The organism is Grimontia sedimenti (assembly GCF_011045095.1).
GTDB classification, from domain to species: Bacteria; Pseudomonadota; Gammaproteobacteria; order Enterobacterales; family Vibrionaceae; genus Enterovibrio; species Enterovibrio sedimenti.
The window spans coordinates 38761-64704 of the sequence record NZ_JAALDL010000021.1; the positions used below are offsets into that span (position 1 = coordinate 38761).

Annotated in this window: 25 protein-coding genes; 4 read left to right on the forward strand and 21 right to left on the reverse strand. The window is 49.3% G+C overall.

Translation table 11 applies throughout. The annotated features are described in order from the left end of the window. Positions 1–2 precede the first annotated feature (2 nt). From atpD to rpmH, 19 genes are all read right to left on the reverse strand, one after another. The gene (gene atpD, locus G5S52_RS20755; protein ID WP_165018178.1) at positions 3–1406 is read right to left on the reverse strand and encodes a F0F1 ATP synthase subunit beta; all 1404 of its coding nucleotides are present in this window, start codon (positions 1404–1406) and stop codon (positions 3–5) included. A 35-nt stretch (positions 1407–1441) separates the two neighbouring features. Beyond that, entirely contained in the window at positions 1442–2308 is an 867-nt protein-coding gene (gene atpG / locus G5S52_RS20760) for a F0F1 ATP synthase subunit gamma (RefSeq protein ID WP_046303097.1), read from the reverse strand. Between the two features lie 45 nt (positions 2309–2353). Continuing rightward, positions 2354–3895 carry a F0F1 ATP synthase subunit alpha gene (atpA, locus tag G5S52_RS20765; protein ID WP_046303096.1) on the reverse strand — a complete coding sequence of 514 codons (1542 nt, stop codon included), beginning with the start codon at positions 3893–3895 and terminating at the stop codon, positions 2354–2356. A 16-nt stretch (positions 3896–3911) separates the two neighbouring features. Beyond that, positions 3912–4445, reverse strand: coding sequence for a F0F1 ATP synthase subunit delta (atpH, locus tag G5S52_RS20770; protein ID WP_062667724.1), 534 nt, complete (start codon positions 4443–4445; stop codon positions 3912–3914). A 15-nt stretch (positions 4446–4460) separates the two neighbouring features. Beyond that, positions 4461–4931: a F0F1 ATP synthase subunit B gene (atpF, locus tag G5S52_RS20775; RefSeq protein WP_062712229.1), complete on the reverse strand. Its 471-nt coding sequence runs from the start codon at positions 4929–4931 to the stop codon at positions 4461–4463. Positions 4932–4980: 49 nt separating this feature from the next. Continuing rightward, complete coding sequence (gene atpE / locus G5S52_RS20780; protein ID WP_002540812.1) at positions 4981–5235, reverse strand: F0F1 ATP synthase subunit C; 255 nt, start codon at positions 5233–5235, stop codon at positions 4981–4983. A gap of 74 nt (positions 5236–5309) precedes the next feature. Then, a complete protein-coding gene (gene atpB, locus G5S52_RS20785; protein WP_165018180.1) occupies positions 5310–6113 on the reverse strand; it encodes a F0F1 ATP synthase subunit A in 804 nt (267 codons plus the stop codon). 8 nt (positions 6114–6121) lie between these two features. Further along, positions 6122–6511 carry a F0F1 ATP synthase subunit I gene (locus G5S52_RS20790; protein WP_046303095.1) on the reverse strand — a complete coding sequence of 130 codons (390 nt, stop codon included), beginning with the start codon at positions 6509–6511 and terminating at the stop codon, positions 6122–6124. 179 nt (positions 6512–6690) lie between these two features. Continuing rightward, entirely contained in the window at positions 6691–7584 is an 894-nt protein-coding gene (locus G5S52_RS20795) for a ParB/RepB/Spo0J family partition protein (RefSeq protein WP_165018182.1), read from the reverse strand. 10 nt (positions 7585–7594) lie between these two features. Beyond that, positions 7595–8389, reverse strand: a complete 795-nt coding sequence (locus tag G5S52_RS20800) for a ParA family protein (protein WP_046303093.1) — start codon at positions 8387–8389, stop codon at positions 7595–7597. Positions 8390–8411: 22 nt separating this feature from the next. Further along, positions 8412–8987 carry a 16S rRNA (guanine(527)-N(7))-methyltransferase RsmG gene (gene rsmG, locus G5S52_RS20805; RefSeq protein WP_205744013.1) on the reverse strand — a complete coding sequence of 192 codons (576 nt, stop codon included), beginning with the start codon at positions 8985–8987 and terminating at the stop codon, positions 8412–8414. A 45-nt stretch (positions 8988–9032) separates the two neighbouring features. Further along, a complete protein-coding gene (mnmG, locus tag G5S52_RS20810; RefSeq protein ID WP_165018184.1) occupies positions 9033–10922 on the reverse strand; it encodes a tRNA uridine-5-carboxymethylaminomethyl(34) synthesis enzyme MnmG in 1890 nt (629 codons plus the stop codon). A 418-nt stretch (positions 10923–11340) separates the two neighbouring features. Continuing rightward, positions 11341–11787, reverse strand: a complete 447-nt coding sequence (gene mioC / locus G5S52_RS20815) for an FMN-binding protein MioC (RefSeq protein WP_165018186.1) — start codon at positions 11785–11787, stop codon at positions 11341–11343. Between the two features lie 65 nt (positions 11788–11852). Then, positions 11853–13163 (reverse strand): GGDEF domain-containing protein, encoded by a 1311-nt coding sequence (locus G5S52_RS20820; protein WP_235956451.1) that lies wholly within the window; start codon positions 13161–13163, stop codon positions 11853–11855. Beyond that, positions 13072–14436, reverse strand: a complete 1365-nt coding sequence (mnmE, locus tag G5S52_RS20825) for a tRNA uridine-5-carboxymethylaminomethyl(34) synthesis GTPase MnmE (RefSeq protein WP_165018188.1) — start codon at positions 14434–14436, stop codon at positions 13072–13074. The genes G5S52_RS20820 and mnmE overlap by 92 nt, the downstream gene beginning before the upstream one ends. A 120-nt stretch (positions 14437–14556) precedes the next feature. Further along, entirely contained in the window at positions 14557–16176 is a 1620-nt protein-coding gene (yidC, locus tag G5S52_RS20830; RefSeq protein WP_165018190.1) for a membrane protein insertase YidC, read from the reverse strand. A 2-nt stretch (positions 16177–16178) separates the two neighbouring features. After that, positions 16179–16439 carry a membrane protein insertion efficiency factor YidD gene (yidD, locus tag G5S52_RS20835; RefSeq protein ID WP_082111347.1) on the reverse strand — a complete coding sequence of 87 codons (261 nt, stop codon included), beginning with the start codon at positions 16437–16439 and terminating at the stop codon, positions 16179–16181. Then, positions 16403–16762: a ribonuclease P protein component gene (rnpA, locus tag G5S52_RS20840; protein ID WP_039850324.1), complete on the reverse strand. Its 360-nt coding sequence runs from the start codon at positions 16760–16762 to the stop codon at positions 16403–16405. The genes yidD and rnpA overlap by 37 nt, the downstream gene beginning before the upstream one ends. A 13-nt stretch (positions 16763–16775) precedes the next feature. Beyond that, on the reverse strand, positions 16776–16910 hold the full coding sequence (gene rpmH / locus G5S52_RS20845) for a 50S ribosomal protein L34 (protein WP_002540783.1): 135 nt from the start codon (positions 16908–16910) through the stop codon (positions 16776–16778). 550 nt (positions 16911–17460) lie between these two features. Here rpmH and dnaA point away from each other — a divergent pair. The 4 genes from dnaA to gyrB are packed head-to-tail and all read left to right on the forward strand — an operon-like array spanning position 17461 to position 23464. Then, positions 17461–18846, forward strand: a complete 1386-nt coding sequence (gene dnaA / locus G5S52_RS20850; RefSeq protein WP_165018192.1) for a chromosomal replication initiator protein DnaA — start codon at positions 17461–17463, stop codon at positions 18844–18846. 1 nt (position 18847) lies between these two features. Continuing rightward, on the forward strand, positions 18848–19948 hold the full coding sequence (gene dnaN / locus G5S52_RS20855) for a DNA polymerase III subunit beta (protein WP_046303087.1): 1101 nt from the start codon (positions 18848–18850) through the stop codon (positions 19946–19948). 1 nt (position 19949) lies between these two features. Continuing rightward, positions 19950–21026, forward strand: coding sequence for a DNA replication/repair protein RecF (recF, locus tag G5S52_RS20860; RefSeq protein ID WP_165018194.1), 1077 nt, complete (start codon positions 19950–19952; stop codon positions 21024–21026). A gap of 20 nt (positions 21027–21046) precedes the next feature. Continuing rightward, entirely contained in the window at positions 21047–23464 is a 2418-nt protein-coding gene (gyrB, locus tag G5S52_RS20865) for a DNA topoisomerase (ATP-hydrolyzing) subunit B (protein WP_165018196.1), read from the forward strand. A 100-nt stretch (positions 23465–23564) separates the two neighbouring features. On the opposite strand, the gene G5S52_RS20870 is transcribed toward gyrB, so the two are convergent. Further along, positions 23565–24452 carry an alpha/beta hydrolase gene (locus G5S52_RS20870; RefSeq protein ID WP_165018198.1) on the reverse strand — a complete coding sequence of 296 codons (888 nt, stop codon included), beginning with the start codon at positions 24450–24452 and terminating at the stop codon, positions 23565–23567. Positions 24453–24627: 175 nt separating this feature from the next. Further along, a complete protein-coding gene (locus G5S52_RS20875) occupies positions 24628–25878 on the reverse strand; it encodes a valine--pyruvate transaminase (RefSeq protein WP_165018200.1) in 1251 nt (416 codons plus the stop codon). Between the last annotated feature and the right edge of the window lie 66 nt (positions 25879–25944).

Below are 25944 nucleotides of genomic sequence, written 5' to 3' on the forward strand. Positions count from 1 at the left end.
TATTACAGGTTCTTCGCTTTTTCCAGTACTTCTTCGATACCGCCACAGTACAGGAATGCCTGCTCAGGGATATCGTCGTACTCACCGCTCAGCAGACCTTTGAAGCCTGTGATGGTTTCTTTCAGCGAAACATACACACCAGGTTGGCCTGTGAAGACTTCTGCTACGTGGTAAGGCTGAGTCAGGAAACGCTCAATCTTACGTGCACGGGCTACTGCCAGCTTGTCGTCTTCAGACAGTTCATCCATACCCAGGATGGCGATGATGTCTTTCAGCTCTTTGTAGCGTTGCAGTACAGACTGCACACCACGTGCAACATCATAGTGCTCTTGACCGATAACCAGTGGATCCAGCTGACGTGAAGTCGAATCCAGTGGGTCGATGGCTGGGTACAGACCCAGTGCAGCGATGTTACGTGAAAGTACAACGGTCGCATCCAAGTGCGCGAACGTGGTTGCTGGAGATGGGTCAGTCAAGTCATCCGCAGGTACGTATACCGCCTGTACAGATGTGATAGAACCACTCTTGGTCGAGGTGATACGCTCCTGAAGAACACCCATCTCTTCTGCCAGTGTAGGCTGGTAACCTACCGCAGATGGCATACGACCCAGCAGTGCCGATACTTCGGTACCTGCAAGGGTGTAACGATAGATGTTATCGATGAACAGCAGTACATCACGGCCTTCATCACGGAACTTCTCAGCCATTGTCAGGCCAGTCAGTGCAACGCGCAGACGGTTACCCGGTGGCTCGTTCATCTGACCGTAAACCATTGCTACTTTCGATTCTGCTGGATTCTCAACGTTTACAACGCCCGCTTCCTGCATCTCGTAGTAGAAGTCGTTACCTTCACGAGTACGCTCACCAACACCTGCGAATACAGACAGACCAGAGTGCTGCAGTGCGATGTTGTTGATAAGTTCCATCATGTTAACGGTCTTACCTACACCTGCACCACCGAACAGACCGATTTTACCACCCTTAGCGAATGGACAAACCAAGTCGATAACCTTAACGCCGGTTTCCAGCAGTTCGGTTGCATTTGATTGGTCTTCGTAGCTTGGCGCTTCACGGTGGATAGAGTAACGCTCTTTCTCACCGATTTCGCCACGCTCATCGATTGAGTCACCCAGAACGTTCATAATACGTCCCAGTGTCTCAGTACCTACTGGTACTTCAATCGGTCTACCAGTATTTTCTACTTCCAGTCCACGACGCAGACCATCAGACGAACCCATTGCGATGGTACGAACGATACCACCACCAAGCTGCTGCTGAACTTCCAGCACCAGACGCTCGCCTTCACGTTTCACGTTCAGGGCATCATATACCTGTGGCACAGATTCCTGTGGAAACTCTACGTCGACTACCGCACCGATGATCTGAACGATCTTACCTGTAGCCATCGTTATTCCTCTAAAATAGTTCGTTGGCCCTTGCCTTACACCGCAGCAGCACCGGAGACAATCTCCGACAGCTCTTGGGTAATTGCAGCCTGACGGGCTTTGTTATACACCAGTTGCAGTTCATCAATCAGATTCCCTGCATTGTCTGTTGCAGCCTTCATCGCAACCATTCGCGCTGCTTGTTCACACGCGAGGTTTTCTACCACGCCCTGATAAACCTGAGATTCAACATAGCGAACCAACAGGGTATCAAGCAGTGGTTTTGGCTCAGGCTCATAGATGTAGTCCCAAGCGTGGTTGCGCTGCATTTCTTCGTCTTCCGACTTAGGCAAAGGCAGCAATTGATCGATCACTGGGTCCTGCGTCATGGTGTTTACAAACTGGTTGTAAACCAGATACAGGCGATCCAGTTGGCCTTCATCATATTTCTTCAGCATCACACCGACGGTACCGATCAAATCTTCCAGTGATGGACTGTCGCCCAGACCAGAAACTTGTGCGGATACGTTGCCGCCGTAGCTGTTAAAGAATGCAGTTGCTTTAGCGCCAATCAGTGCGGTTTCAACTTCCACACCCTTTTGGCTATAAGCCTGCATATCTGTAATGGCACGTTTGAACAGGTTAATGTTCAGGCCACCACACAGACCGCGGTCTGAAGATACGATGATGTAACCGACGCGCTTGGCTTCACGCTCTTCCAGATATGGATGGCGATACTCAAGGTTACCAAGTGCGACATGACCGATCACTTTGCGCATAGTAGTCGCGTATGGACGGGAGGCTTCCATGGCGTCTTGCGAACGACGCATTTTAGAAGCGGCAACCATTTCCATCGCTTTGGTGATCTTCTGTGTACTTTTTACACTTCCGATCTTGTTACGAATTTCTTTTGCGCCGGCCATCGTTACTCTCCGTTATTAGAAGGCCGCTGAGCGGCCTTCTACGCATTACCAGGTTTGCGTTGCTTTGAAGTCTTCAACCAGCTTAACCAGTTGCGCTTCAATGTCGCCGTTGTAGTCGCCAGTCTCATCGATCTGTGCAACCAGCTCAGCAAACGTACCTTTCGCGTATGCAAGCAGAGCAGATTCGAAATCAGCCAGTTTGGTCAGCTCAACGTCTGCCAGGTAGCCTTTTTCCGCAGCAAAAATCATCAATCCCTGCTCAAACACAGACATTGGTGCGTATTGCTTCTGCTTCATCAGTTCAGTCACTTTCTGACCGTGATCAAGCTGCTTCTTGGTTGCATCGTCCAGGTCAGAAGAGAACTGAGCAAATGCTGCCAGTTCACGGTACTGAGCCAGAGCGGTACGGATACCACCAGACAGCTTCTTGATGATCTTGGTCTGTGCTGAACCACCTACACGAGATACTGAGATACCTGGGTCAACTGCCGGACGGATACCTGCGTTAAACAGTTCCGATTGCAAGAAAATCTGACCGTCGGTGATCGAGATAACGTTGGTTGGTACGAACGCAGATACGTCACCCGCTTGGGTTTCGATGATTGGCAGTGCGGTCAAAGAACCGGTTTTACCAGTCACTTCACCATTGGTGAACTTAGCAACGTAGTCAGCGTTAACACGCGCAGCACGCTCCAGCAGACGAGAGTGGAGGTAGAAAACGTCACCTGGGAATGCTTCACGGCCTGGTGGACGACGCAGCAACAGAGAAATCTGACGGTAAGCAACAGCTTGCTTAGACAGATCATCGTATACGATCAGCGCATCTTCACCACGGTCACGGAAGTATTCACCCATCGCACAACCTGCGTAAGGCGCAAGGTACTGCAGTGCCGCTGCTTCAGAAGCAGATGCAACAACAACGATGGTGTTTTTCAGTGCGTCGTGCTCTTCCAGTTTGCGAACCACGTTAGCGATGGTTGACGCTTTCTGGCCGATAGCAACATAGATAGAGTAGATACCAGAGTTCTTCTGGTTAATGATCGCATCGATTGCCAGCGCCGTTTTACCGGTCTGACGGTCACCGATAACCAGCTCACGCTGACCACGGCCGATTGGGATCATTGCATCAACTGCTTTGTAACCGGTTTGTACTGGCTGGTCTACCGACTGACGTGCGATTACGCCAGGTGCAATCACTTCTACAGGAGAAGTCAGTGCTGCGTTGATAGGACCTTTACCGTCAATTGGCTCACCCAGGGTGTTAACCACACGGCCCAGTAGCTCAGGACCTACTGGAACTTCAAGAATACGACCAGTACCGGTTACTTTCATGCCTTCCTGAAGGTCGGCATAAGGACCCATAACAACCGCACCTACAGAATCACGCTCAAGGTTGAGCGCCAGTGCGAAACGGTTGCCAGGTAGTTCAATCATTTCACCTTGCATAGCATCTGCAAGGCCATGGATGCGAATGATACCGTCGCTGACTGACACGATGGTACCTTCGTTGCGTGCTTCACTAACAACGTTGAATTTTTCAATACGCTGTTTGATCAGATCGCTAATTTCCGTGGAATTAAGTTGCATGCTCCAATTCCCCAAATCAAGACTGCAATGCATCGCTCAGACGGCGCATACGGCCGCTAACTGAGTTATCGATGATCAAGTCTCCAGCTCGAATCACAACCCCGGCAACCAGGGTCTCGTCTACACTACAGTTCAGCTTCACTTTTCGCTCAAGGCGGGCTTCCAGCTTGCTTTCAATAGCGTCCAGTTGCGCTTGTTCCAGCGCGACAGCAGAGGTGACCTCAACGTCAACTTGCTTTTCTAATTCACGGCGAAGTGCCATGAACTGGACAGTTACTTCCGGCAACGCTTTTAGGCGTCCGTTTTCAGCCATCACCTTAATCAGGTTCTGGCCGAATTCATTGAGCTGCTCACCGCACACTGAGAGAAAAATCTCAGTCAACTTTTCAGCTGAATAAGAGCCATCGAGAAAATCTGCGATGGTTTCATTGCGGGCAACTTCAGCAGCAAAAGCCAGCATTTCAGACCACTGGTCCAATTCGCCTTTTTCTACTGCCAGATCGAAGGCTGCTTTAGCGTAGGGGCGTGCGATGGTAGTCAGTTCAGACATAGCTGCCCCTCCTTCTTAAAGTTCTGCAGTGATTTTATCGAGAATATCTTTATGAGCATTTTCGTCGATTGAACGCTCAAGGATTTTCTCAGCACCGATTACGGCCAGAGTTGCAACTTGTTTGCGCAGTTCATCGCGGGCACGGTTGCGCTCAGCTTCCAGTTCAGCCTTTCCTTGGTTAAGGATGTTTTCGCGTTCAGCAGATGCTTCTTCGCGGGCTTCATCAAGAATTTGTGCTTTACGCTTATTCGCCGAATCGATGATCTCAGTTGCAGCGCGCTTTGCTTCTTTCAATTGATCAGAAGCATTAGCCTGGGCCAAATCCAGGTCTTTCGCGGCACGCTCAGCCGCCGCAAGACCGTCAGCAATTTTTTTCTGACGCTCTTCAATCGCTTGCATGATTGGTGGCCATACATACTTCATGCAGAACCACACAAACATGGAAAACGCGATCGCCTGGCCGATAAGAGTAGCGTTCATATTCATAACTGCTTCTCCATCTCCCAATAGTTAACTACAGGTATAATCAGGCGACTTAACCCAGCTGACCAACGAATGGGTTTGCGAAGGTGAACAGCAGTGCGATTACGATACCGATCATTGGAACCGCATCCAGCAGACCAGCGATGATGAACATCTTAACTTGCAGCATTGGAGCCATCTCTGGTTGACGAGCAGCACCCTCAAGGAATTTACCGCCAAGCAGTGCGAAGCCGATCGCTGTACCCAGGGAAGCAAGACCTACAATGATGCCAACGGCAATTGCAGAAAAGCTCAATAAAGTTTCCATCACTATCTCCAGTTTCTTGTTGTCGGCTTATATGCCGGAAGGTCTAACAAAGTTGCTTACTAAAAAATCTTTTATTAATGCGAGTCTTCATGTGCCTGAGACAGGTACACAATGGTCAACATCATAAAGACGAACGCTTGGATGGTAATAACCAGAATGTGGAAGATTGCCCACGGTAATGAACCCAACCATTGCGCCCACCACGGCAGAAGAGCCGCTATCAGGATAAATACCACTTCACCGGCGAACATGTTACCGAACAGACGCATGCCGAGTGAGATTGGTTTCGCCAGCAGCGATACCACTTCAAGCAGCAGGTTGAACGGAATCATGAGTGGGTGATTGAACGGGTGAAGAGCCAGCTCTTTTGCAAAGCCACCTAGGCCTTTAATCTTGATGCTGTAGTAAATCATCAAGAAGAACACGCCCAGCGCCATTGCCAGTGTGATATTTACGTCAGCTGTTGGTACGACCTTCATATAAGGAATACCAAGCTGTTCCGCTGGATAAGGAATAAAATCGATAGGAACCAAGTCCATCGTATTCATCAGGAATATCCAAACGAATATGGTCAGAGCCAAAGGCGCGATCAGTGGATTCTTTCCATGGAAGGTTTCGCGAACGTTTTCATCAACGAACTCCACCAACATTTCCACAAAACACTGAAGCTTGCCTGGAACTCCTGTTGTAGCTTTTTTCGCCACTGCACGGAACAGCCATAGAAAGCCAATACCAAGTGCAATAGAGAAAAACAGGCTATCAATATGCACCGCCCAGAAACTACCTTCCTCCACCAAGCCAAGCTTGTCCGTAGACAGGTTGGTTAAGTGGTGGGAGATATAACCGGAGGGTGTAAGCGCTTCACCTGGCGCAGCCATAACTCATCCTATTTGTTGTTGTTAATGAATAAAACTGGTGCAAGGATGTTGATTCCAAGTACCAGCAAATAGGTCAGTTTGAGGGGAACAAGTTCCACCTCGGCATACAGGTAAACAACGGAAAACAGCGCGACGGTCAGTAGAATCTTAAGCACTTCGCCGCTGTAGAAGGATGCTACAACGAGCTTTGCAGCTCTCGCTCCACTAAAGAGGAATGCACACAATGCAAAGGCCGCGTTGGCAATTACAAAAATGCCACCGCCTATGAGTGCGGAAATTCCCCAGTCGACATTGATGGTGGTGACCATCAAGATTGCCGTTGCTAACACGACGCACGCCTGTAACAGCAGCAACCTTTTCGCAAGCTTGCGACCTGGTCGCGTGAGCGTCGATACCATGTATTCGTTCCTCGATTCCTTTCCTCTTAGCACTATGTCGTGCTGGGAAAACTGCGAAAATTATACGGGTCGCCCTTTTGAATGCAATCTCATCACATCAAAAAGGGAGACTAAATTTTACAACAGGGTAACCTGATCACAGTAAGCAAAAATATGTAACAAAAACCCAACGCGTTACGTCACACTTCTTCGCCAAGAATTGCAAGAATTTGCATAAGTTTTTCGTTTTGATCAAAGCTGATGACCAATTTACCACTGCCACTTTTACTTTGTGACAAGCTAACAGAAGTGCCTAATTTATCAGTCAATCTATCCTGCACAGCAGTCAATTCCGGAGACACGGGTTCCGGCGTTTTTTCTACGGCCGGCGTCAGGCATTTTTTCACCAATGCTTCGGTCTGTCTCACTGTGAGTTTCTTGTTGACGGAGACCAGTGCAGCTTCGATCTGAGCGTCACCTTCCAATGCCAATAATGCGCGTGCATGACCCATTTCCAATTGGCGTCCAGACAGCAATTTCTTTACGCCAGCTTCAAGGCCGTTCAATCGTAAAAGGTTACTGATGGTGGTGCGGGATTTGCCCAGTGCTTCAGCCAGTTGTTGGTGGGTGAGTGAGAAGTCGTGGACCAGACGATCCAGCGCTTCTGCCTCTTCCATCGCATTGAGATCTTCACGCTGGATGTTTTCAATCAGTGCGATGGCGCTCGCAGCTTTGTCATTTAGGTCACGGACCAAACAAGGGACATGGGTCAACCCGGCGATTTTTGACGCTCTGAAACGGCGCTCACCAGCGATAATTTCGTACTGATTGTCACCAAGGTGACGCACGACCAAAGGTTGGATAACGCCCTGTGCGCGGATAGACTCCGCCAGCTCTTCCAGTGCTTCCTGCGCCATATCCTGACGCGGTTGATACACACCGGGACGCAATGCCGTTAATGGCAAATGCTGCAGCTCACTGTTGTTCACGGCTTCCTGGGTATCGTTGTTCAGATCGACACGCGCTTGTGCTCTGGCACTGGTGGCCAATAGCGCATCGAGTCCTTTACCCAATCCACGTTTGGTAGCGTTCATTCACGTTCCTTTAAGACGCGTTGGCAACGGCCTGTTTGGCCTGCTCTTCCCGTCGCAATATTTCACCCGCTAATGCCAGATATGACTTGGCACCGCTGGAATATTTGTCGTAGTACATGGCTGGTTTGCCGTGACTCGGCGCTTCTGCCAAACGGACATTTCGCGGGATAACAGTACGGTAGACCTTGTCTCCAAAGTGTTTTTTGATCTGTTCAGACACTTCTGTCGCCAGACGATTTCGCGGATCGTACATGGTTCTGAGCAAGCCTTCCACATGCAAGTCAGCGTTCACTACGCTTGCAAGCTTACTGATGGTGTCCATCAGTGCGGTCAGGCCTTCCAATGCAAAGTATTCACACTGCATTGGCACCAGTACGGAATTTGCCGCCGTCATGGCATTGATTGTAAGAAGGTTAAGAGAAGGGGGACAATCAATGAAGATGAAATCATAGTTTTCACGAATGTCGGCTAATGCGTTGCGCAGCCTCACTTCGCGGGCAAACACTTCCATGAGTTTGATTTCTGCCGCGGTGACATCGCCATTGGCCGCTATCAGGTGATAACCGCCTGTGGTCTCTGTCACCACCACATCGTTAAACGGGGTCTCTTCAACCAACAAATCGTAAGCGGTGGCATGAACATCGTATTTATCCACACCACTGGCCATGGTTGCGTTGCCCTGTGGGTCTAGGTCAATCACCAATACCTTACGCTGAGTCGCTGCCAGCGACGCAGCCAAGTTGATACAGGTCGTTGTTTTACCAACGCCTCCCTTTTGGTTTGCAACAGCTATGACTTTTCCCACAAGACGACCTCGCCTAATAATCCTATCTAGCCAAGATTACTAGATGACGTTGACCTTCCAATCCCGGAACAGTCAAAGGTTTGATATCTGTCACAGAACATCCGGCAGGAAGTTCGTCAATTTCGACTTGATCCACTTGTCCCTTGAGCGCAAGGAACTGACCTTGTGGCGAAGGGAGGTGATGACACCAGTTCACCATGTCGCTCATGGACGCAAAGGCTCGGCTTAATACGCCGTCAAATCCCTGTTCAGGCTGGAAATCTTCGACGCGGCTCTGCACAGCCGTGACGTTGGTAATTTTCAGCTCATGCAACACCTGACGGATGAAGCGAATGCGCTTACCCAGACTGTCGAGCAACGTGAAGGATTTTTCCGGGTTGATGATTGCAAGCGGGATCCCCGGTAATCCAGGCCCAGTCCCCACATCGATATAACTTTGGCCATCGAGGTGCTGACTCACGACGATGCTGTCCATGATGTGTTTGACGATCATTTCGTTGGGATCGCGCACCGATGTCAGGTTGTACGCTTTGTTCCACTTGTGGAGCATTTCAACATAGCCAATCAGTTGGGCTTGTTGCTCGGCAGGGATATTCATCCCTGCCTGTTCAATCAGTTGTGCTAGACGTTGTTTCACAGAAACTCAGGCCCCTTTTTTCAGCATGCCTTGTTTTTTCAGATGCACCAGCAGGATAGAGATCGCTGCAGGCGTGATACCGGAAATGCGTGACGCCTTGCCAATGGTCTCTGGACGGCTGTCTTTCAGTTTCGCCACCACCTCGTTCGACAAACCTTTGATTTGGGAATAATCCAGCTCGATCGGCAAATGGGTATTTTCGTGGCGGATAGATTTTTCAATCTCGTCTTTCTGGCGGTCGATATAACCTGCGTACTTGACCTGAATTTCTACCTGCTCAGACGCTTGAATGTCTTCGTGCGCTGGCGAGAATGTAGGAATTTTCACCAGATCGTTGTACGTCACTTCCGGACGACGCAATAGTTCTTCGCCGTTTGCCTCACGGGACAGCGGCGTTTTCAGGATCGCGTTCAATGCTTCAGCATGCTCTGACGTCGGGTGGATCCAGGCACAGCGAAGACGCTGTGTTTCCTGTTCCATGTTTTCCAGTTTCTGGTTGAAACGGGCCCAGCGCTCATCGTCCACCAAACCGAGCTCGCGACCGGTTTCAGTCAAACGCATATCCGCGTTGTCTTCACGAAGCAATAAGCGGTATTCCGCGCGGGAAGTGAACATACGGTACGGTTCTTTGGTACCCATGGTCGACAAATCGTCAATCAACACGCCCATGTAAGCTTGATCGCGACGAGGACACCAGCCCTCTTTGTCCTGAGCAAACAATGCGGCGTTTGTACCTGCGAGCAAGCCTTGTGCAGCCGCTTCTTCATAGCCTGTGGTGCCGTTAATTTGACCAGCGAAGAATAAGCCTTTGATAAATTTGGTTTCAAAGGTTTGCTTCAGATCGCGTGGATCGAAGAAATCATACTCGATCGCATAACCTGGGCGGATCACGCGTGCGTTCTCGAAGCCTTTGATCGAGCTGATGATCCCCATCTGCACATCAAATGGCAGGCTGGTGGAGATCCCATTAGGGTAGAGTTCGTTGGTCGTCAAGCCTTCAGGCTCAACGAAAATCTGGTGTTTATCTTTGTCCGCAAAGCGCATCACCTTGTCTTCGATAGACGGGCAATAACGCGGACCAATACCTTCAATCACACCGGCATACATTGGGCTGCGATCCAGATTGTTGCGGATCACATCATGGGTTTTCTCATTGGTGTAAGTGATGTAACACGGCACCTGACGCGGATGTTCAGACACGTTACCCATGAAAGAAAACACGGGACGTGGATCGTCACCATGCTGGGTTTGCATCACACTGAAATCGACAGTGCGTGCATCAATACGTGGCGGTGTGCCTGTTTTCAGGCGGTCAACGCGAAACGGCAATTCACGGAGGCGATCTGCCAGCGCGATCGAAGGGGGATCGCCGGCACGGCCACCCGAGTAGTTCTCTAGGCCAATATGAATCTTTCCGCCAAGGAAGGTACCAACCGTTAGAACGACAGCACGAGCGCGGAATTTGAGACCCATTTCAGTGACCACACCGGTGACTTGATCCTGTTCTACGATCAGGTCTGTCACTGCTTGTTGGAACAACATCAGATTTGGCTGATTTTCCAACGCTTCTCGCACAGCAGCTTTGTACAGTGCGCGGTCGGCCTGCGCACGGGTAGCACGGACAGCAGGGCCTTTCGATGCATTCAGGGTACGGAACTGAATACCACCTTTGTCAATCGCACGCGCCATCAGGCCACCTAGTGCGTCGACTTCTTTCACCAGATGTCCTTTTCCGATCCCCCCAATGGCAGGGTTACATGACATTTGCCCCAATGTATCGATGTTGTGTGTCAGCAGAAGGGTTTGCTGACCCATACGTGCAGCGGCCAGTGCGGCTTCCGTACCTGCATGACCACCACCAACAACGATGACATCAAAGTTATCCTTGTAAAACATGGTGTGACCTCAATAAGGAATGTGTTGATCGGTTGGTTGAGCAAAAGAGGATCATTCTACCGCTTTTCAGAAACGGAGAGAACCAAAAGTGTGATCTTTGATCTAGGGTCTGTCTCTTAAAATATATAAAGATCTTTATATAGATCTTTATTTTGATCTCTTATTGGGGAAGACGATCTTTGTGGATAACTAATAAATAATCAACATGATCATGCGTTTAAGGAAGATCGTTTTCTGTGTGTTTGCTTGGATCTAGTCTGGTACTTCTTGGGATCAAAATGGCATGTTATCAACAGGTGGGGAAAGAGAGGAAAGTTGTTATTGGGATAACTATAGGTTGATCACCGTTTAGATCTATAGTTATCCACAAAACAAAGGTCACACTTTTGAATAAAGTTTTTATGGTCGAAGCGTCATTTTATTCACAAAATGCCGATTTGTGTTGGGATAACCATGCTTCAGCCGCTTCTTCAGGCAAAGGCTGCTCAAGAATATCAATCTCTAATCGAGGTGCCAGAGACTGTGCTCCCAGGCTTTTCAATAGTTCATCTGCCTGAATACCTGCGCCACAAAACGTGTCGTAACTTGAATCGCCGATTGCTATCACGGCATACTTTAGGGCACTCAAATCAGGTGTCGTGTTTTTCAGTGCTTCCATCGCTGGCGCGAGGTTATCCGGATAGTCTCCGGCACCATGGGTTGATGTGATAAGGAGAAGGCTGGAGGCATTCGCGACGTCATCAGGCTCTGCTTCATTGATCACATTCACTTTGATGCCTTCTTGTTCCAGAAGATCAGAGAGGTGATCGCCCACGTACTCTGCGCCGCCCAATGTACTGCCGGTGATCAGGGTTAGTTCACTCATAAGATTGTTCTCTAACGGTTTATCAATGGCCGTTAGTATTGAGTGACGGTCACTGCTGCGTCAAGTCAGTTGGGCTGGTAGTGCTCACTTCGGTAAAGGGCATTAAACCCTTTGGGTGACAAGGTTTGTATCTTGTTCTTGCCTCGCTTTTTGGCATTGGCAACCGCATGAATTGCCGTATCTATCAGCTGAAAACCTGCAAGGCAGCCATCATTTGATGTGGTTACTCCCAGGCTTGCTGTGCGCTTAACCGCGGTGTTATCCAGCAAAACCACGCTGCGTCCAATGGCCAGTTTCAGTTGTTCGGCCACACGCATTGCGTCATTTGAAGGTGTATTTCTCAATAAGATAGCGAAGTTGTCGGCGTACAAACGGCCAATGGGCGTGGCTGGCGGGAGTTGTTCGCGCAGAAGTTCTGCAACATGGATAAGCACTTGATCGCCTGTTTGTCTTCCATGCATCTCGTTGATTTGCCGGAAGTCATCGAGATTAATGGCGACGACCGATAGCGGCTCCCCGCGCCGTTGCGTTTGAAAGAAAAGTTCATCGGCCTGGTTATAGAGACTTTGGCTGTTGGAGGTTTCAGTTAAAAGATCCTCGTGAACCAGTTTTCGGGAAGATTCATCAATGCTGTGAAGATCCACCATATAGAAATCGGTCAACGCGACTGATGCAAGCACCAGAATCAGAATGACACACAGGTATGCTGCCCGTGCATTGGTGTCCGTGAGTGCCAGTACAGGATCGGCCGACGGAACCGTTTTAGCCAGAAAAAGCAGAAAAATGGCGATAAGTGACAACCCATAGCGGGGCAGGCGTTCGTTCGGATCAAACACCAGAACAACAGCGGTGGGAACCACCAGCAACAGCAATTCAGTTTCAAAGTTGGCGGACAACACAAATAGAGGGAGGAAGAGTTGTTGGAGGAAGAAAGTAATGAATATCCAATACTTGGCCATCCACAAAACACCTTCCCGGGTCAGCAGAAAAGCGACCAGGTACAGTATGGCAAACAGGCCGTTCAAAAGGGCTGCGGTAGCACTACCAAAGGCGAACCAGAAAAGTGCTGAGAACAACAAGGTACCACTCGCACACAGACAGGTGAGCAAATTCACCATTCGGAGGTGATGCACATGGAGCTTGTCGCAGCGTGTTATCCCCAGATTAAGAATGGGGTTGAGGCTGTTGATCATCGCTTTGGCTGAATCTATGAAAGATGTTTTCAAGTGTAGCAAAAGCGGGACATTTCGGCGGGAAACAAGCCGCCCGAAGGCGGCAATGTATTTATTTACCGATACAGAAGGAGCTGAAGATCCGGCCAAGCAGATCGTCTGAGCTGAATTCACCGGTGATCTCTGAAAGATGCTGTTGGGCAATGCGGAGCTCTTCAGCGAGGATCTCTCCGGCCATGTAACCCTCAAGCTGTTCTTTCCCGATATCGAGGTGCCGGGCGGCTGCATCCAGCGCTTCCAAGTGGCGGCGACGGGCCATAAAGCCACCCTCTGTCGCGCCGGAGAAGCCCATACAGGCTTTCAGGTGCTCACGCAGGGCATCAACACCAGCTCCTGTCTTCGCGCTTAAGCGAATAAGGGTAGGCTGACTGGCATGGCAAATCCCCAGGGTTTCACCTGTCATGTCTGCCTTGTTGCGGATAACCGTCATACCGATATTTTCTGGCAGGCGGTCGATAAACTCCGGCCAGATTTCTTCCGGTGATGTCGCATCAGTGGTGGTGCCATCCACCATAAAGAGCACGCGGTCAGCCTGAGCGATTTCATCCCAGGCACGTTCAATACCAATACGTTCCACCTCGTCTGAGGCGTCACGCAAGCCTGCAGTGTCGATGATATGCAGCGGCATGCCATCAATGTGGATATGCTCGCGGAGCACATCACGGGTGGTGCCGGCGATGTCGGTCACAATGGCACTTTCTTTACCGGAAAGGGCATTGAGCAGGCTGGATTTACCCGCATTCGGACGGCCGGCGATCACCACTTTCATGCCTTCACGCATGATAGCGCCTTGGTTGGCCGCTTTACGCACGTCATCCAGCGAGCTGATGATGTTGTCGAGATCGGCGGCGACTTTACCGTCAGAGAGAAAATCGATTTCCTCATCCGGGAAATCTATCGCCGCTTCCACGTAGATGCGCAGATGGATCAGCGCTTCCACCAGCGTATTCACTTTGCCTGAAAACGCGCCCTGAAGGCTTTGTAGCGCGCTTTTGGCCGCTTGTTCTGAGCTGGCATCAATCAAATCTGCAATCGCTTCTGCTTGCGCGAGATCGAGTTTGTCATTCAAAAAGGCGCGTTCGGAAAACTCGCCCGGACGGGCAGTGCGAACACCGTCGATATCCACAATGCGCTTGATCAGCATATCCATGATGACTGGGCCACCATGACCTTGCAGTTCCAGCACATCTTCACCGGTAAACGAATTCGGCGCCTGGAAGTACAGGGCAATCCCCTGATCAAGTGCGTTGCCCTGTTCATCGTTAAACGGCAGGTATTCGGCGCGACGCACCGGAAGTTCACGTCCGGTGACCGCCAGGGCAACTTCTTTGGCTTTAGGGCCTGATACGCGGATGATGCCCACACCACCGCGTCCCGGTGGTGTTGCCTGAGCAACAATGGTGTCTGAATGAGTCATGAAACTTTACCTGCGGTTTGAAAACGTTGCTTAGTGTATACCAATTTTACCTGACCGCCTGTCGCGTCTTCAGAAAGAAGAAAGGCGGCCAGTTGGCCGCCTTGTCAGTATTCAGTGCGATTAGGTGCGGCTGTGAAGGCCTTTTTTCTCCAGCGCACGATAAATCATGGTCTGCTGGATAAGGGTCACAACGTTCGACACCAACCAGTACAGTACCAGACCTGCCGGGAACCACAGGAAGAACACGGTGAACATCACTGGCATGAAGTTCATGATCTTCTGCTGCATTGGATCGGTGATAGTGCTTGGGCTCATCTTCTGGATGAGGAACATAGAAGCACCCATCAGCAGTGGCAGCACATAGTATGGGTCCGGTGCAGACAAGTCTTGAATCCACAGCATGAACGGCGCGTGGCGCAGTTCTACCGATTCCATCAACGCCCAGTAAAGTGCGATGAAGATAGGCATTTGTAGAAGCAGAGGTAAACAGCCGCCCAGCGGGTTCACTTTCTCTTTCTTATACAACTCCATCATTTCCTGGCTCATGCGTTGGCGGTCATCACCAATGCGTTCGCGCATTTCTGCCAGTTTTGGCTGCAGCATGCGCATTTTCGCCATCGAGGTATACTGCGCTTTGGTCAGCGGGTACATCACACCACGAACGATGAAGGTCAGGATGATGATTGCCACACCCCAGTTACCCACGAAACCGTGAATGGTAGACAACAACCAGTGCAGTGGGCTCGCGATAAACCACAGCCAGCCGTAGTCGACGGTCAGGTTCAGGTTAGGTGCCACTTCAGCCATTTTGTCCTGAAGCTTAGGACCTACCCACAGCGTCGCGTCCAGTTGTGCCGTTGAACCTGCTGCAACTGTGGTGGTTGGGTAACGTACACCGATAAAGCCCTGGCCATTGCTGGTGCGGGTATACAGGTTCGCTTCACCTTCTGAATGCGGGATCCAGGCTGCAACAAAGTAGTGTTGCATCATGCCTGCCCAACCTTGATTGGCGATAGTCAGGTTCAGGTTTCTGTCCTTCATATCGTCAAAGCTGTATTTCTCGTATTTCGCATCGTCAGCCGAGTACACACCACCGCGGTAGGTAGGCATGGTCAGGCTGCCGCCGTCATCCAGCAGGTTTTGTTTTAGCTGCGCATACATTTGTACTGTTGCTGCTTTGCCGCTTTGGTTGTCTACGGTGTAGTCAACGTCAACCGCGTAGTTGTCGCGTTTCAGTACAAAGGTTTTGGTGAAGGTAATGCCGTCTTTTACCAGCGTCAGTGGAACACGCAACTCGTCCTGGCCATCAGCCATTACAAAGTCGGTGCCGCTTGCAGAGAACTGTGCACGGCCATCCAGGGTATCAATACCATCAGGGCCAATCAGGCCGCTTTGAGCAACGAATACATGATCAGGCTGGTTTTTGAGCATCACAAACTTGTCGACAGAGTCGAACTCTGCGTCGTAGTTGTTCAGTTCAGCGCGAAGAATGTCACCGCCTTGTGTGTCAACGGTCAAAGTCAGCACGTCACTTTTTATGGTGATCAGCTTGTTTGAAACTGCGTCCTGCGTCAGAGGCTGAGACGCATCTGAGCTGGCAGGTACATCACCACTGTGTTGTGCTTGCTGTGTTACGCCCTGGCCCTGTGGTTGAGGGTTGGTTGCTTCCGTCCAGTTGAGGTACAACATGAAGGATACAAACATTAGGGCAATCAACAGGATATTGCGTTGAGAATCCATTGTTAATTGTCTCGATTTTTAGGATGACGCGGGGGTACAGGATCGTACCCACCATGATTAAGAGGGTGGCATTTTAATAAACGTTTGCTGGCGAACCAACACCCTTTTATCACACCGTGACGGTTGACCGCTTCTATGGCGTATTGGGAGCATGTCGGCGTGAAGCGACATCGGGGCCCCAGAAGTGGGCTGATGAAGAGTTGATACCCGCGAAACAGTCCAGTGACTATTTTTTTCGCGGCGGTCGAGACAAACGTTGCCATAACTTATCAAGCAGCTGACTCAGTTCTTCGTTACTGAGCTCATTCGCACTTTTCTTTGCTATCACAACATAATCTTTTGCCATCAGCGAGTGCTGGTTGAGACGAAAACTTTCACGTACCAGACGTTTAAAGCGATTTCGGTCAACGGCAAGTTTGATTTGTTTTTTTGGAACAGCTTGGCCTAGACGTGGGCGTCCAAGTTTGTTGTTTCGAGCAAGAATGGTTAAGTGTGGAGAGCCAGCGCGGTGAGGTTGCTGGAAGACGAAGTTGAAATGTTCGGGAGTTAACAGACGTAACTCCCGAGAAAAAGCTAGCTTATTCACAAATCGCTAAGGATTATTTTGAAAGCTTGCTACGGCCTTTCGCACGGCGAGCGGCGATAACCTTACGACCGTTCTTAGTTGCCATGCGCGCACGGAAACCGTGAGTGCGCTTACGCTTTAGAACTGAAGGTTGAAAAGTGCGTTTCATGGTTTCTACCTTAATTACTGATCAGTTTTTAGGTTTGTTAACCCGACGTGGGACAAAAGTCCGACGCCTCTCAACAAAGAGGGCGGATTGTAATCACTGACTGACTTATAGTCAATGTTAAAACCACAGGTGGTTTCAATCCGATTCTCTCAAGGCGCGCAATTATACGTGGTCGCCTGTCAAGCGCAAGGATCCTTTGCCGATCTTATCCACCTTTCCTTGTGCATTTCATGTGCGATCGTCAGGGATAACCCAGTATAGGGTGTGTAAATTTGATCAGGATGAATTTTTTAAGAACATCGATCAGCCGTGACGTTTTGTGGAGTGGGGGAGTCAACACTGTGATCGGATCATCGGATTTTTGAGCCAAAATCGGATAATTCTGTGAGTAAGTGGGGTGTTAGTTGTGCCGATCTGCAAACTAAATGTGCGATCTATGTGTATAACTTAGATCTTATTCACTGCAAAAGGGATCTCTTCGCTAGCGATCCTCCTCGTACAAGTATAAACTTACTTCCCTTTTCATTAATAAATAAGTGTGGAGTCAGACGTGTCATCTTCGCTTTGGTTGCAGTGCCTTCAGCGCCTTCAAGAGGACCTTCCTGCAACAGAATTCAGCATGTGGGTTCGACCGCTTCAGGCGGAGTTAAATGACAATACCCTGACTTTGTTCGCGCCAAACCGTTTTGTACTGGATTGGGTTCGCGACAAATACCTTAATAGCATCAATCAGTTACTGAATGAATTTTGCGGTAACGACTTGCCTTTGCTGCGTTTTGAAGTTGGCAGCAAGCCAGTCGCTGCCGCTGCGCCGCCAAGCCAGCCTGCAGCACCAGCCCCTGTCGCTCCGGCAGCTAAGCCTGTTGGTCGTACCTGGGAGCCTGCACCTTCTCCTGTGCAATCAGATGTGAATCACCGCTCTAACGTGAATCCCAAGCACAAGTTCACTAACTTCGTCGAAGGTAAGTCGAACCAGCTCGCATTGGCCGCAGCTCGCCAGGTGGCAGATAACCCGGGCGCGGCATACAACCCACTTTTCCTTTATGGCGGCACCGGTTTGGGTAAAACCCACTTGTTGCACGCTGTAGGTAATGCGATTTCTGATCGTAAAACTGATGCGCGCGTGGTGTACATGCACTCTGAACGTTTTGTTCAGGACATGGTTAAAGCGCTGCAGAACAACCAGATTGAAGAGTTTAAGCGCTACTACCGTAGTGTTGATGCGCTGCTTATCGATGACATCCAATTCTTCGCCAACAAAGAGCGCTCACAGGAAGAGTTCTTCCATACCTTCAATGCGCTCTTGGAAGGTAACCAACAAATCATCCTCACCTCTGACCGTTATCCAAAAGAGATCAGCGGTGTGGAAGATCGTCTCAAATCCCGTTTTGGTTGGGGTTTGACTGTTGCCATTGAACCGCCAGAGCTTGAAACCCGTGTGGCGATTTTGATGAAAAAGGCGGAAGACCATAATATTCGCCTGCCAGACGAAGTGGCATTCTTCATCGCTAAACGTCTGCGTTCAAATGTTCGAGAGCTGGAAGGAGCGCTGAATCGCGTGATAGCGAACGCTAACTTCACTGGCCGTGCTATTACGATCGATTTTGTCCGCGAAGCCCTGCGCGATTTGCTGGCGCTTCAGGAAAAACTGGTTACCATCGACAACATCCAGAAAACCGTCGCCGAGTACTACAAAATCAAAATGGCGGACCTGTTGTCGAAACGTCGCAGCCGCTCCGTGGCACGTCCACGTCAGGTGGCGATGGCACTGTCAAAAGAGCTGACCAACCACAGTTTGCCGGAGATTGGCGACGCATTTGGTGGTCGCGATCATACTACGGTACTTCACGCATGCCGAAAGATTGAACAGCTGCGCGAAGAGAGCCACGATATAAAAGAAGATTATTCCAACCTGATCCGGACTTTGTCGTCTTAATATGAAATTTACAGTTACCCGTGACCAATTTTTGAAACCCCTGCAGCAGGTGTCTGGTGCATTAGGGGGACGACCTACGCTGCCTATTCTTGGCAATATCCTGCTGAAAGTAGAGTTCGGACAACTTTCCATGACCTGTACGGATTTGGAAGTTGAGCTGATTGCTAATCTGCCGCTGGAAAGTGAAGCAGAAGATGGGGCAGTGACGGTCCCGTCTCGTAAGTTTTTAGATATTTGCCGTGGTCTGCCAGACAGCGCACCTATCAGTTTTACACTGGAAGGTGATCGCGCAGTAATCCGTTCAGGCCGCAGCCGTTTTACACTGTCGACATTGCCAGCGGCTGACTTCCCGAATATCGAAGATTGGCAGAGCAACGTGGAATTCACGGTGCCACAAGGCAAGCTTCGCCAGTTGATTGAAAGCACTGCATTCTCCATGGCTAATCAGGATGTCCGTTATTTCCTGAACGGTATGTTGTTGGAGACTGATGGCACCACACTACGCTCTGTGGCGACTGACGGTCACCGTATGGCGGTAGGTACGACTGCGCTCGATAACGAACTGGCTGGCCAGCAAGTGATTGTGCCACGTAAAGGCGTGACTGAACTGATGCGTATGCTGGATAACCCAGAAGCGCCGGTAACCATCCAGATTGGCAGTGCCAACATCCGGGCTCAGGTAAACCAGTTTGTGTTTACTTCCAAGCTGGTCGATGGTCGATTCCCTGATTACCGCCGTGTCATGCCGCAATCTTCCAACAAAATCATGGAAGCGGATTGTGACGAGCTGCGTCAGGCATTTTCACGTGCAGCGATTTTGTCGAATGAGAAATTCCGCGGCGTGCGCTTGAACCTGAGCTCTGGCCAGCTTCGCATTTCTGCACATAACCCTGAGCAGGAAGAAGCGGAAGAGTTTGTTGACGTCAACTATGATGGCGAAGACTTGGAAATCGGATTTAACGTCAGTTACGTGCTGGATGTATTAAATACGCTTAAGTGCGAGCAAGTGCGTTTTTCGATGACCGATGGTACCGCGAGTACACTGGTAGAAGATGTCAGCAATGATGACGCCATGTACGTCGTGATGCCTATTCGTCTGTAATATGGCGCTGTCCCGACTCTCTATCCATGATTTGAGAAATATTGAAGCCTGTGACCTTAGCCTGTCATCAGGCTTCAATTTTCTTGTAGGGCCTAACGGCAGTGGAAAAACCAGTGTGTTGGAGGCGGTTTACTATCTGGGGCATGGCCGTTCATTTCGAAGCCAGTTGACCGGAAGGGTGATCCGACACCAGCAAGACAGATTAGTTGTACACGGTCGCGTGCAAGCAGGTGAGTCCTTACTACCAGTAGGACTCCAGAAAAACCGCGATGGTTCGACAGAAGTGAAAATCGGTGAAGAAAAAGGGCAAAAGCTGGTGCAGCTTGCCGAAGTTCTGCCGATGCAGCTGATTACCCCGGAAGGGTTTGAGCTGTTAACCGGTGGTCCTAAATTCCGCCGTGCATTTATCGATTGGGGTGTGTTCCACGTGGAACCCCAGTTTTACCCTGCGTGGTCTAGGGTGAAACGGCTTACCAAGCAACGAAATGCGCTGATGAAAACAGCGCGTAGCTACCGTGAGCTTAGCTACTGGGATGCAGAATTAGCGCCTTTGGCGAACCAAATTGACCAGTGGCGAAAAGACTACATTGAAAAGCTCTCAGAACGTGCTTCTAAGTTATGTGAAGCGTTTCTGCCTGAGTATGAAATCAAACTCAACTACACACGCGGTTGGGATAAAGAGACAGATTATGCCGAGTTGTTGCGCGAGAATTTTTTACGCGATCAGCAACTCGGGTACACGGTCAGTGGTCCTCACAAGGCAGATCTTCGCCTTCGCGTGGGCGGCACCCCGGTGGAAGATGTTCTTTCCCGTGGGCAGTTAAAGTTGATGGTGTGTGCTCTTCGTTTAGCGCAAGGGCAACAACTGACCGAAGACAAACAAAAGCAATGCATCTACTTGATAGATGACTTTGCGTCCGAGTTGGATAGCCAACGAAGGGCGCTATTGGCTGAGCAGTTAAAAGCCACAGGTGCACAGGTATTTGTAAGTGCCATTAGTGCAGATCAGGTCGCTGAAATGTGCGACGAAAATAGTAAGATGTTTCATGTGGAAAACGGTAAAATAGCCGCAGAATAAAATTAAGCGAGAGTAACTCAATGTCCAACAATTACGATTCATCGAGTATCAAGGTACTCAAGGGTCTGGATGCAGTACGAAAGCGTCCGGGGATGTACATCGGTGATACTGACGACGGTACCGGTCTGCACCACATGGTCTTTGAGGTGGTCGATAACTCTATCGATGAAGCTCTCGCTGGTCACTGTAATGACATCGTGGTCACCATCCATGAAGACGGTTCGGTATCTGTAAAAGATGACGGTCGTGGTATTCCTGTCGACATCCACGAAGAAGAGGGTGTATCAGCTGCCGAAGTTATCATGACGGTACTTCATGCCGGTGGTAAGTTCGATGACAACTCGTACAAAGTCTCTGGTGGTCTTCACGGTGTAGGTGTTTCGGTTGTAAACGCCCTGTCTGAGAAGCTTGAGCTGACTATCTGGCGTCACGGCAACATCCACCAGCAAATCTACAAAATGGGTGTCCCTGAGCAGCCGCTGGAAGCGATTGGTGATACAGAAGAAACTGGTACCCGTATCCGTTTCTGGCCAAGTGACGAGACTTTCTCTGACACGACGTTCCATTATGACATTCTGGCCAAGCGCCTGCGTGAGCTGTCATTCCTGAACTCTGGAGTGTCTATCAAGTTGATTGACGAGCGCGAAGAGAATAAACAAGACCACTTCATGTACGAAGGTGGTATTCGCGCATTCGTAGAGCACCTCAACCGCAACAAAACACCTATTCACCCAACTGTGTTCCACTTTGAACATGAACGCGAAGACGGTGTGTCGGTAGAAGTCTCGATGCAGTGGAACGATGGTTTCCAGGAAAACATTTACTGTTTCACCAACAACATTCCTCAGCGTGATGGCGGTACTCACCTTGCCGGTTTCCGTGCAGCTCTGACCCGTACACTGAACTCCTTCATGGACAAAGAAGGTTATTCGAAGAAAGCTAAAGCAGCGACTTCTGGCGACGATGCCCGTGAAGGTTTGACTGCCGTTGTGTCTGTGAAAGTGCCGGACCCGAAATTCTCAAGCCAGACTAAAGACAAACTGGTTTCTTCAGAAGTGAAGTCTGCGGTTGAGTCAGCGATGAACGAGAAACTGTCTGAGTTTCTGATTGAGAACCCACAAGACTCGAAGATCGTTTGTAGCAAAATCATTGATGCGGCGCGTGCGCGTGAAGCGGCACGTAAAGCACGTGAAATGACCCGTCGTAAAGGCGCATTGGATTTGGCTGGCCTGCCAGGCAAGCTTGCAGACTGTCAGGAAAAAGATCCTGCATTGTCTGAACTCTACATTGTGGAGGGTGACTCTGCGGGCGGTTCCGCGAAGCAGGGTCGTAACCGTAAGAACCAGGCTATCCTGCCACTGAAAGGTAAAATCCTGAACGTTGAGAAAGCGCGTTTCGACAAGATGCTTTCTTCTCAGGAAGTTGCAACGCTGATCACCGCGCTGGGTTGTGGTATCGGCCGTGACGAGTACAACCCTGACAAACTGCGTTACCACAGCATTATCATCATGACCGATGCGGACGTCGACGGCTCGCACATCCGTACGCTGCTGTTGACCTTCTTCTATCGTCAAATGCCTGAGCTGATTGAGCGTGGCTATGTCTACATTGCTCAGCCACCGCTTTACAAAGTGAAGAAAGGTAAGCAAGAGCAGTACATCAAAGACGATGAAGCGATGGAGCAATACCAGGTATCCATCGCGCTGGAAAACGCTTCACTCTTCGTTAACCAAGATGCACCAGCACTGAATGGTTTGGCGTTAGAAGAGCTTGTTAAGCAGTACAACGGTGTCATGAAGCTGATCAAGCGCATGAACCGTCGTTACCCATACGCGATGCTCAATGAGCTGGTTTATCAACCGCGCCTGAGTGTAGATACGCTGAGCAAGGAAGGTGAAGTACGCGCCTGGATTGATACGCTGGTGGATGTTCTGAATAAAAATTCGACCGGTGAAAGCCAGTACCGCGCTGAGGTGAAGTTTGATGAAGAGCATCAGGCTTACCAACCAGAACTGATTGTTCGTACCCACGGCGTCGATCATGAGTATCTCACCAGCTACGACCTGCTGAATTCAAAAGAGTACGGACGTATTGCTGATTTGGCAGAAGCTCTTGATGGTCTTCTGGATGATACTGCATACATTCAACGTGGTGAGCGTAAGCAACCTGTTAAGAGCTTTGCTGATGCGCTGGCTTGGTTGATTAAAGAATCTAACCGTGGTCTTAGCCGTCAGCGTTACAAAGGTCTGGGTGAGATGAACCCTGATCAACTTTGGGAAACCACCATGGACCCAGAATCACGTCGTATGATGCGTGTGACCATTCAGGATGCAGTGGCAGCAGATGAGCTCTTCACGACATTGATGGGTGATCACGTTGAACCACGTCGTGCGTTTATCGAAGATAATGCCCTGAAGGTTGCCAACCTCGACGTGTAACCACGTGATTCTACGTAAAATCTGAGTACCTAACGCCGCATTAGCGGCGTTTTTTTTACGTAGCGCGATGTGTTTGTTTAAGTTATTGAATTTTAAAACTTTAAGTGTATTCAATAATACTGTTTATCAATTCTTTATGAATGGCCAAAGAAGGATTCTGATAAGACGCCAAGTTATCTTCTAGGTTATTGTTCGCCGCCACGAGAACGTGATTCATCGAACCGATTAATCTTAGGGTCACTTGTTTTTCGTTATCCGCATAAAGTGCAAGCACATCTTCTTTTGTCACTTGTAAATCATGCTCCCCTTGAACAATGAGAGTTTTACCTTTTCTTTGAGATAGTAGAGAACAGGGATCCAGTCTCAGTAAGGAATTCATATAAGGCTGGGCTGATGGCCTAAATAACGGAAAGAAGCTCTCGCTGATGTGAGTGACATTTTCACCTTGTTTTAATGCATCGACAATTGCTTTGGCTTCATTAACAAGTTGGGGAGCGCGCGCTGAAAGTTGTTCCAATATGATTTGGTCTATTGTGCGACCCGGTGTAGCGACGAGCACAAGCGTATCAATGTCTGTTTTCAATCCGGCAGCCAGACCGATGAGCCCGCCTTCACTATGACCAATGACACCCACTTTAGATGTCGGATATCTATTTCGCAGCCAGTCAATCACGTAAACAGCGTCATTGATATAGGTATCAATGGTGAGGTTTTCTTCTTTTAACCCATCTACTTTGCTTTCGCCGACACCTTTTTTGTCATAGCGGTATGAAGCGATGTTTTGTTTTGAAAGGGCATGAGCGAGCTTTTTGTACGTATCCGTTTTTATCGATGGCTGATTACCATCTCTATCAGTGGGGCCACTTCCAGCAATAATCAGATAAACCGTTTCGTTATGTCGATAGGATTTTGGTTCGACTAATGCTCCTGTCAGCTCTCCAACTTTCACATCAGTTTCTACTTCAGAGAGCGTTTTATTCTCGGTCATTGTCTTCCACTCAACCGATGTTTCACGTGAAACGTCAGCGGTTAAATTAAAATGATAAAAGAACACGCCTTACTGTTTACGATCAGATTAGTGGGTCCAAATAGAATATGAACACAAAAAAGCCCAGTCGATTTTCCAACTGGGCGATGTTTCACGTGGAACCTTTGGTGGAGAATTAAGACTCAGCGTAAGCCTTTTCCACTTCCTCTTTAAGTATCTCGACACCCCGTGCAATGGCCTTGTCATCCTGAACATAGTTCATTCTTAGGCATTCACGGGTATGGTCCCAATCCAATTCTGAACCAATAAAAAAGTACTCACCAGGAACTATCAGTAAGCCACGTTTCTTAAGGCGTTGGTAGAGCTCTTTGGTGCTAATGGGTAGCCCTTCAAACCATAGCCAAAGGAAGATAGCACCTTCTGGTTTATGAATTCTAAATCGTTCATCAGGAATCGCTTTCTGAAGAAGCTCGATGCTACGCTTTGCTTTCTTCTGATAGAAAGGCTTAATGACAGTTTCACTGAGCGACAGTAAGTCACCGGTTTTAATCATCTCAAGTGCGAGTGCAGGGCCAACACCACAAGGTGACAAGCTGACAATGCCATTGATGTTGGATAGGGCAGTGATAATCTCTTCCTGCGCAATGATGATGCCGCAACGTACACCTGGCAAACCTAATTTGGATAAGCTCGAACACAGGATAGTGTTCTCGTTCCAGAAAGGCTTCACATCTTCGAAGATGATATTCGGGAAGGGGACGCCATAAGCATTGTCGATGATGAGGGGAATATTGTTCACTCGTGCCAGCTTATCAAGCTTTGCGATCTCTTCATCAGTAAGAACATTACCGGTCGGGTTTGTTGGTCGTGAGGCACAAATAGCCGTAACTGACTCATCAATTTCCAGCGCATCAAAATCTACATGGTATTTAAACTGGCGGTTATCCAGATGCTCGATTGTCGGTTTGAAGCTGGTAAAGATATCAGGGTCTAAACCCGAATCGGCGTAACCAATATACTCAGGTGTTAAAGGCAGGAGGATTTTCTTAAAGCTGCCGTCATCATACTGCCCGCCGAAAAGGTTGAAGAGATAAAAGAAGGCGCACTGACTGCCATTGGTCAGCATGATGTTTTTAGATGTCACCTGCCATCCAAATGTCCTATTCAACATCTCAGCCAGTGCTGCGATGAACGCAGTCTTACCTTGTGGTCCATCATAGTTAGAGAGTGCTGCAACAAGAGAGCCATCATCTAGCATCCGTCTACTCAAGTCTTCGAAATGCTCAAGCATTTCAGGAATCGCCGCTGGGTTGCCACCACCAAGCATAATGGCATCCGGGTTTCTTAGTCCGTCATTGAGATCGTCCATCAACTGTGTGATGCCGGAATGCTGAGAAAACTTATTTCCAAACTTAGAAAACTGCATAGCGCGAAACCTATTTAATCCTTTGTTCCTTCTGGTTAGTCGACAAACCATAACTGATTCATTGCA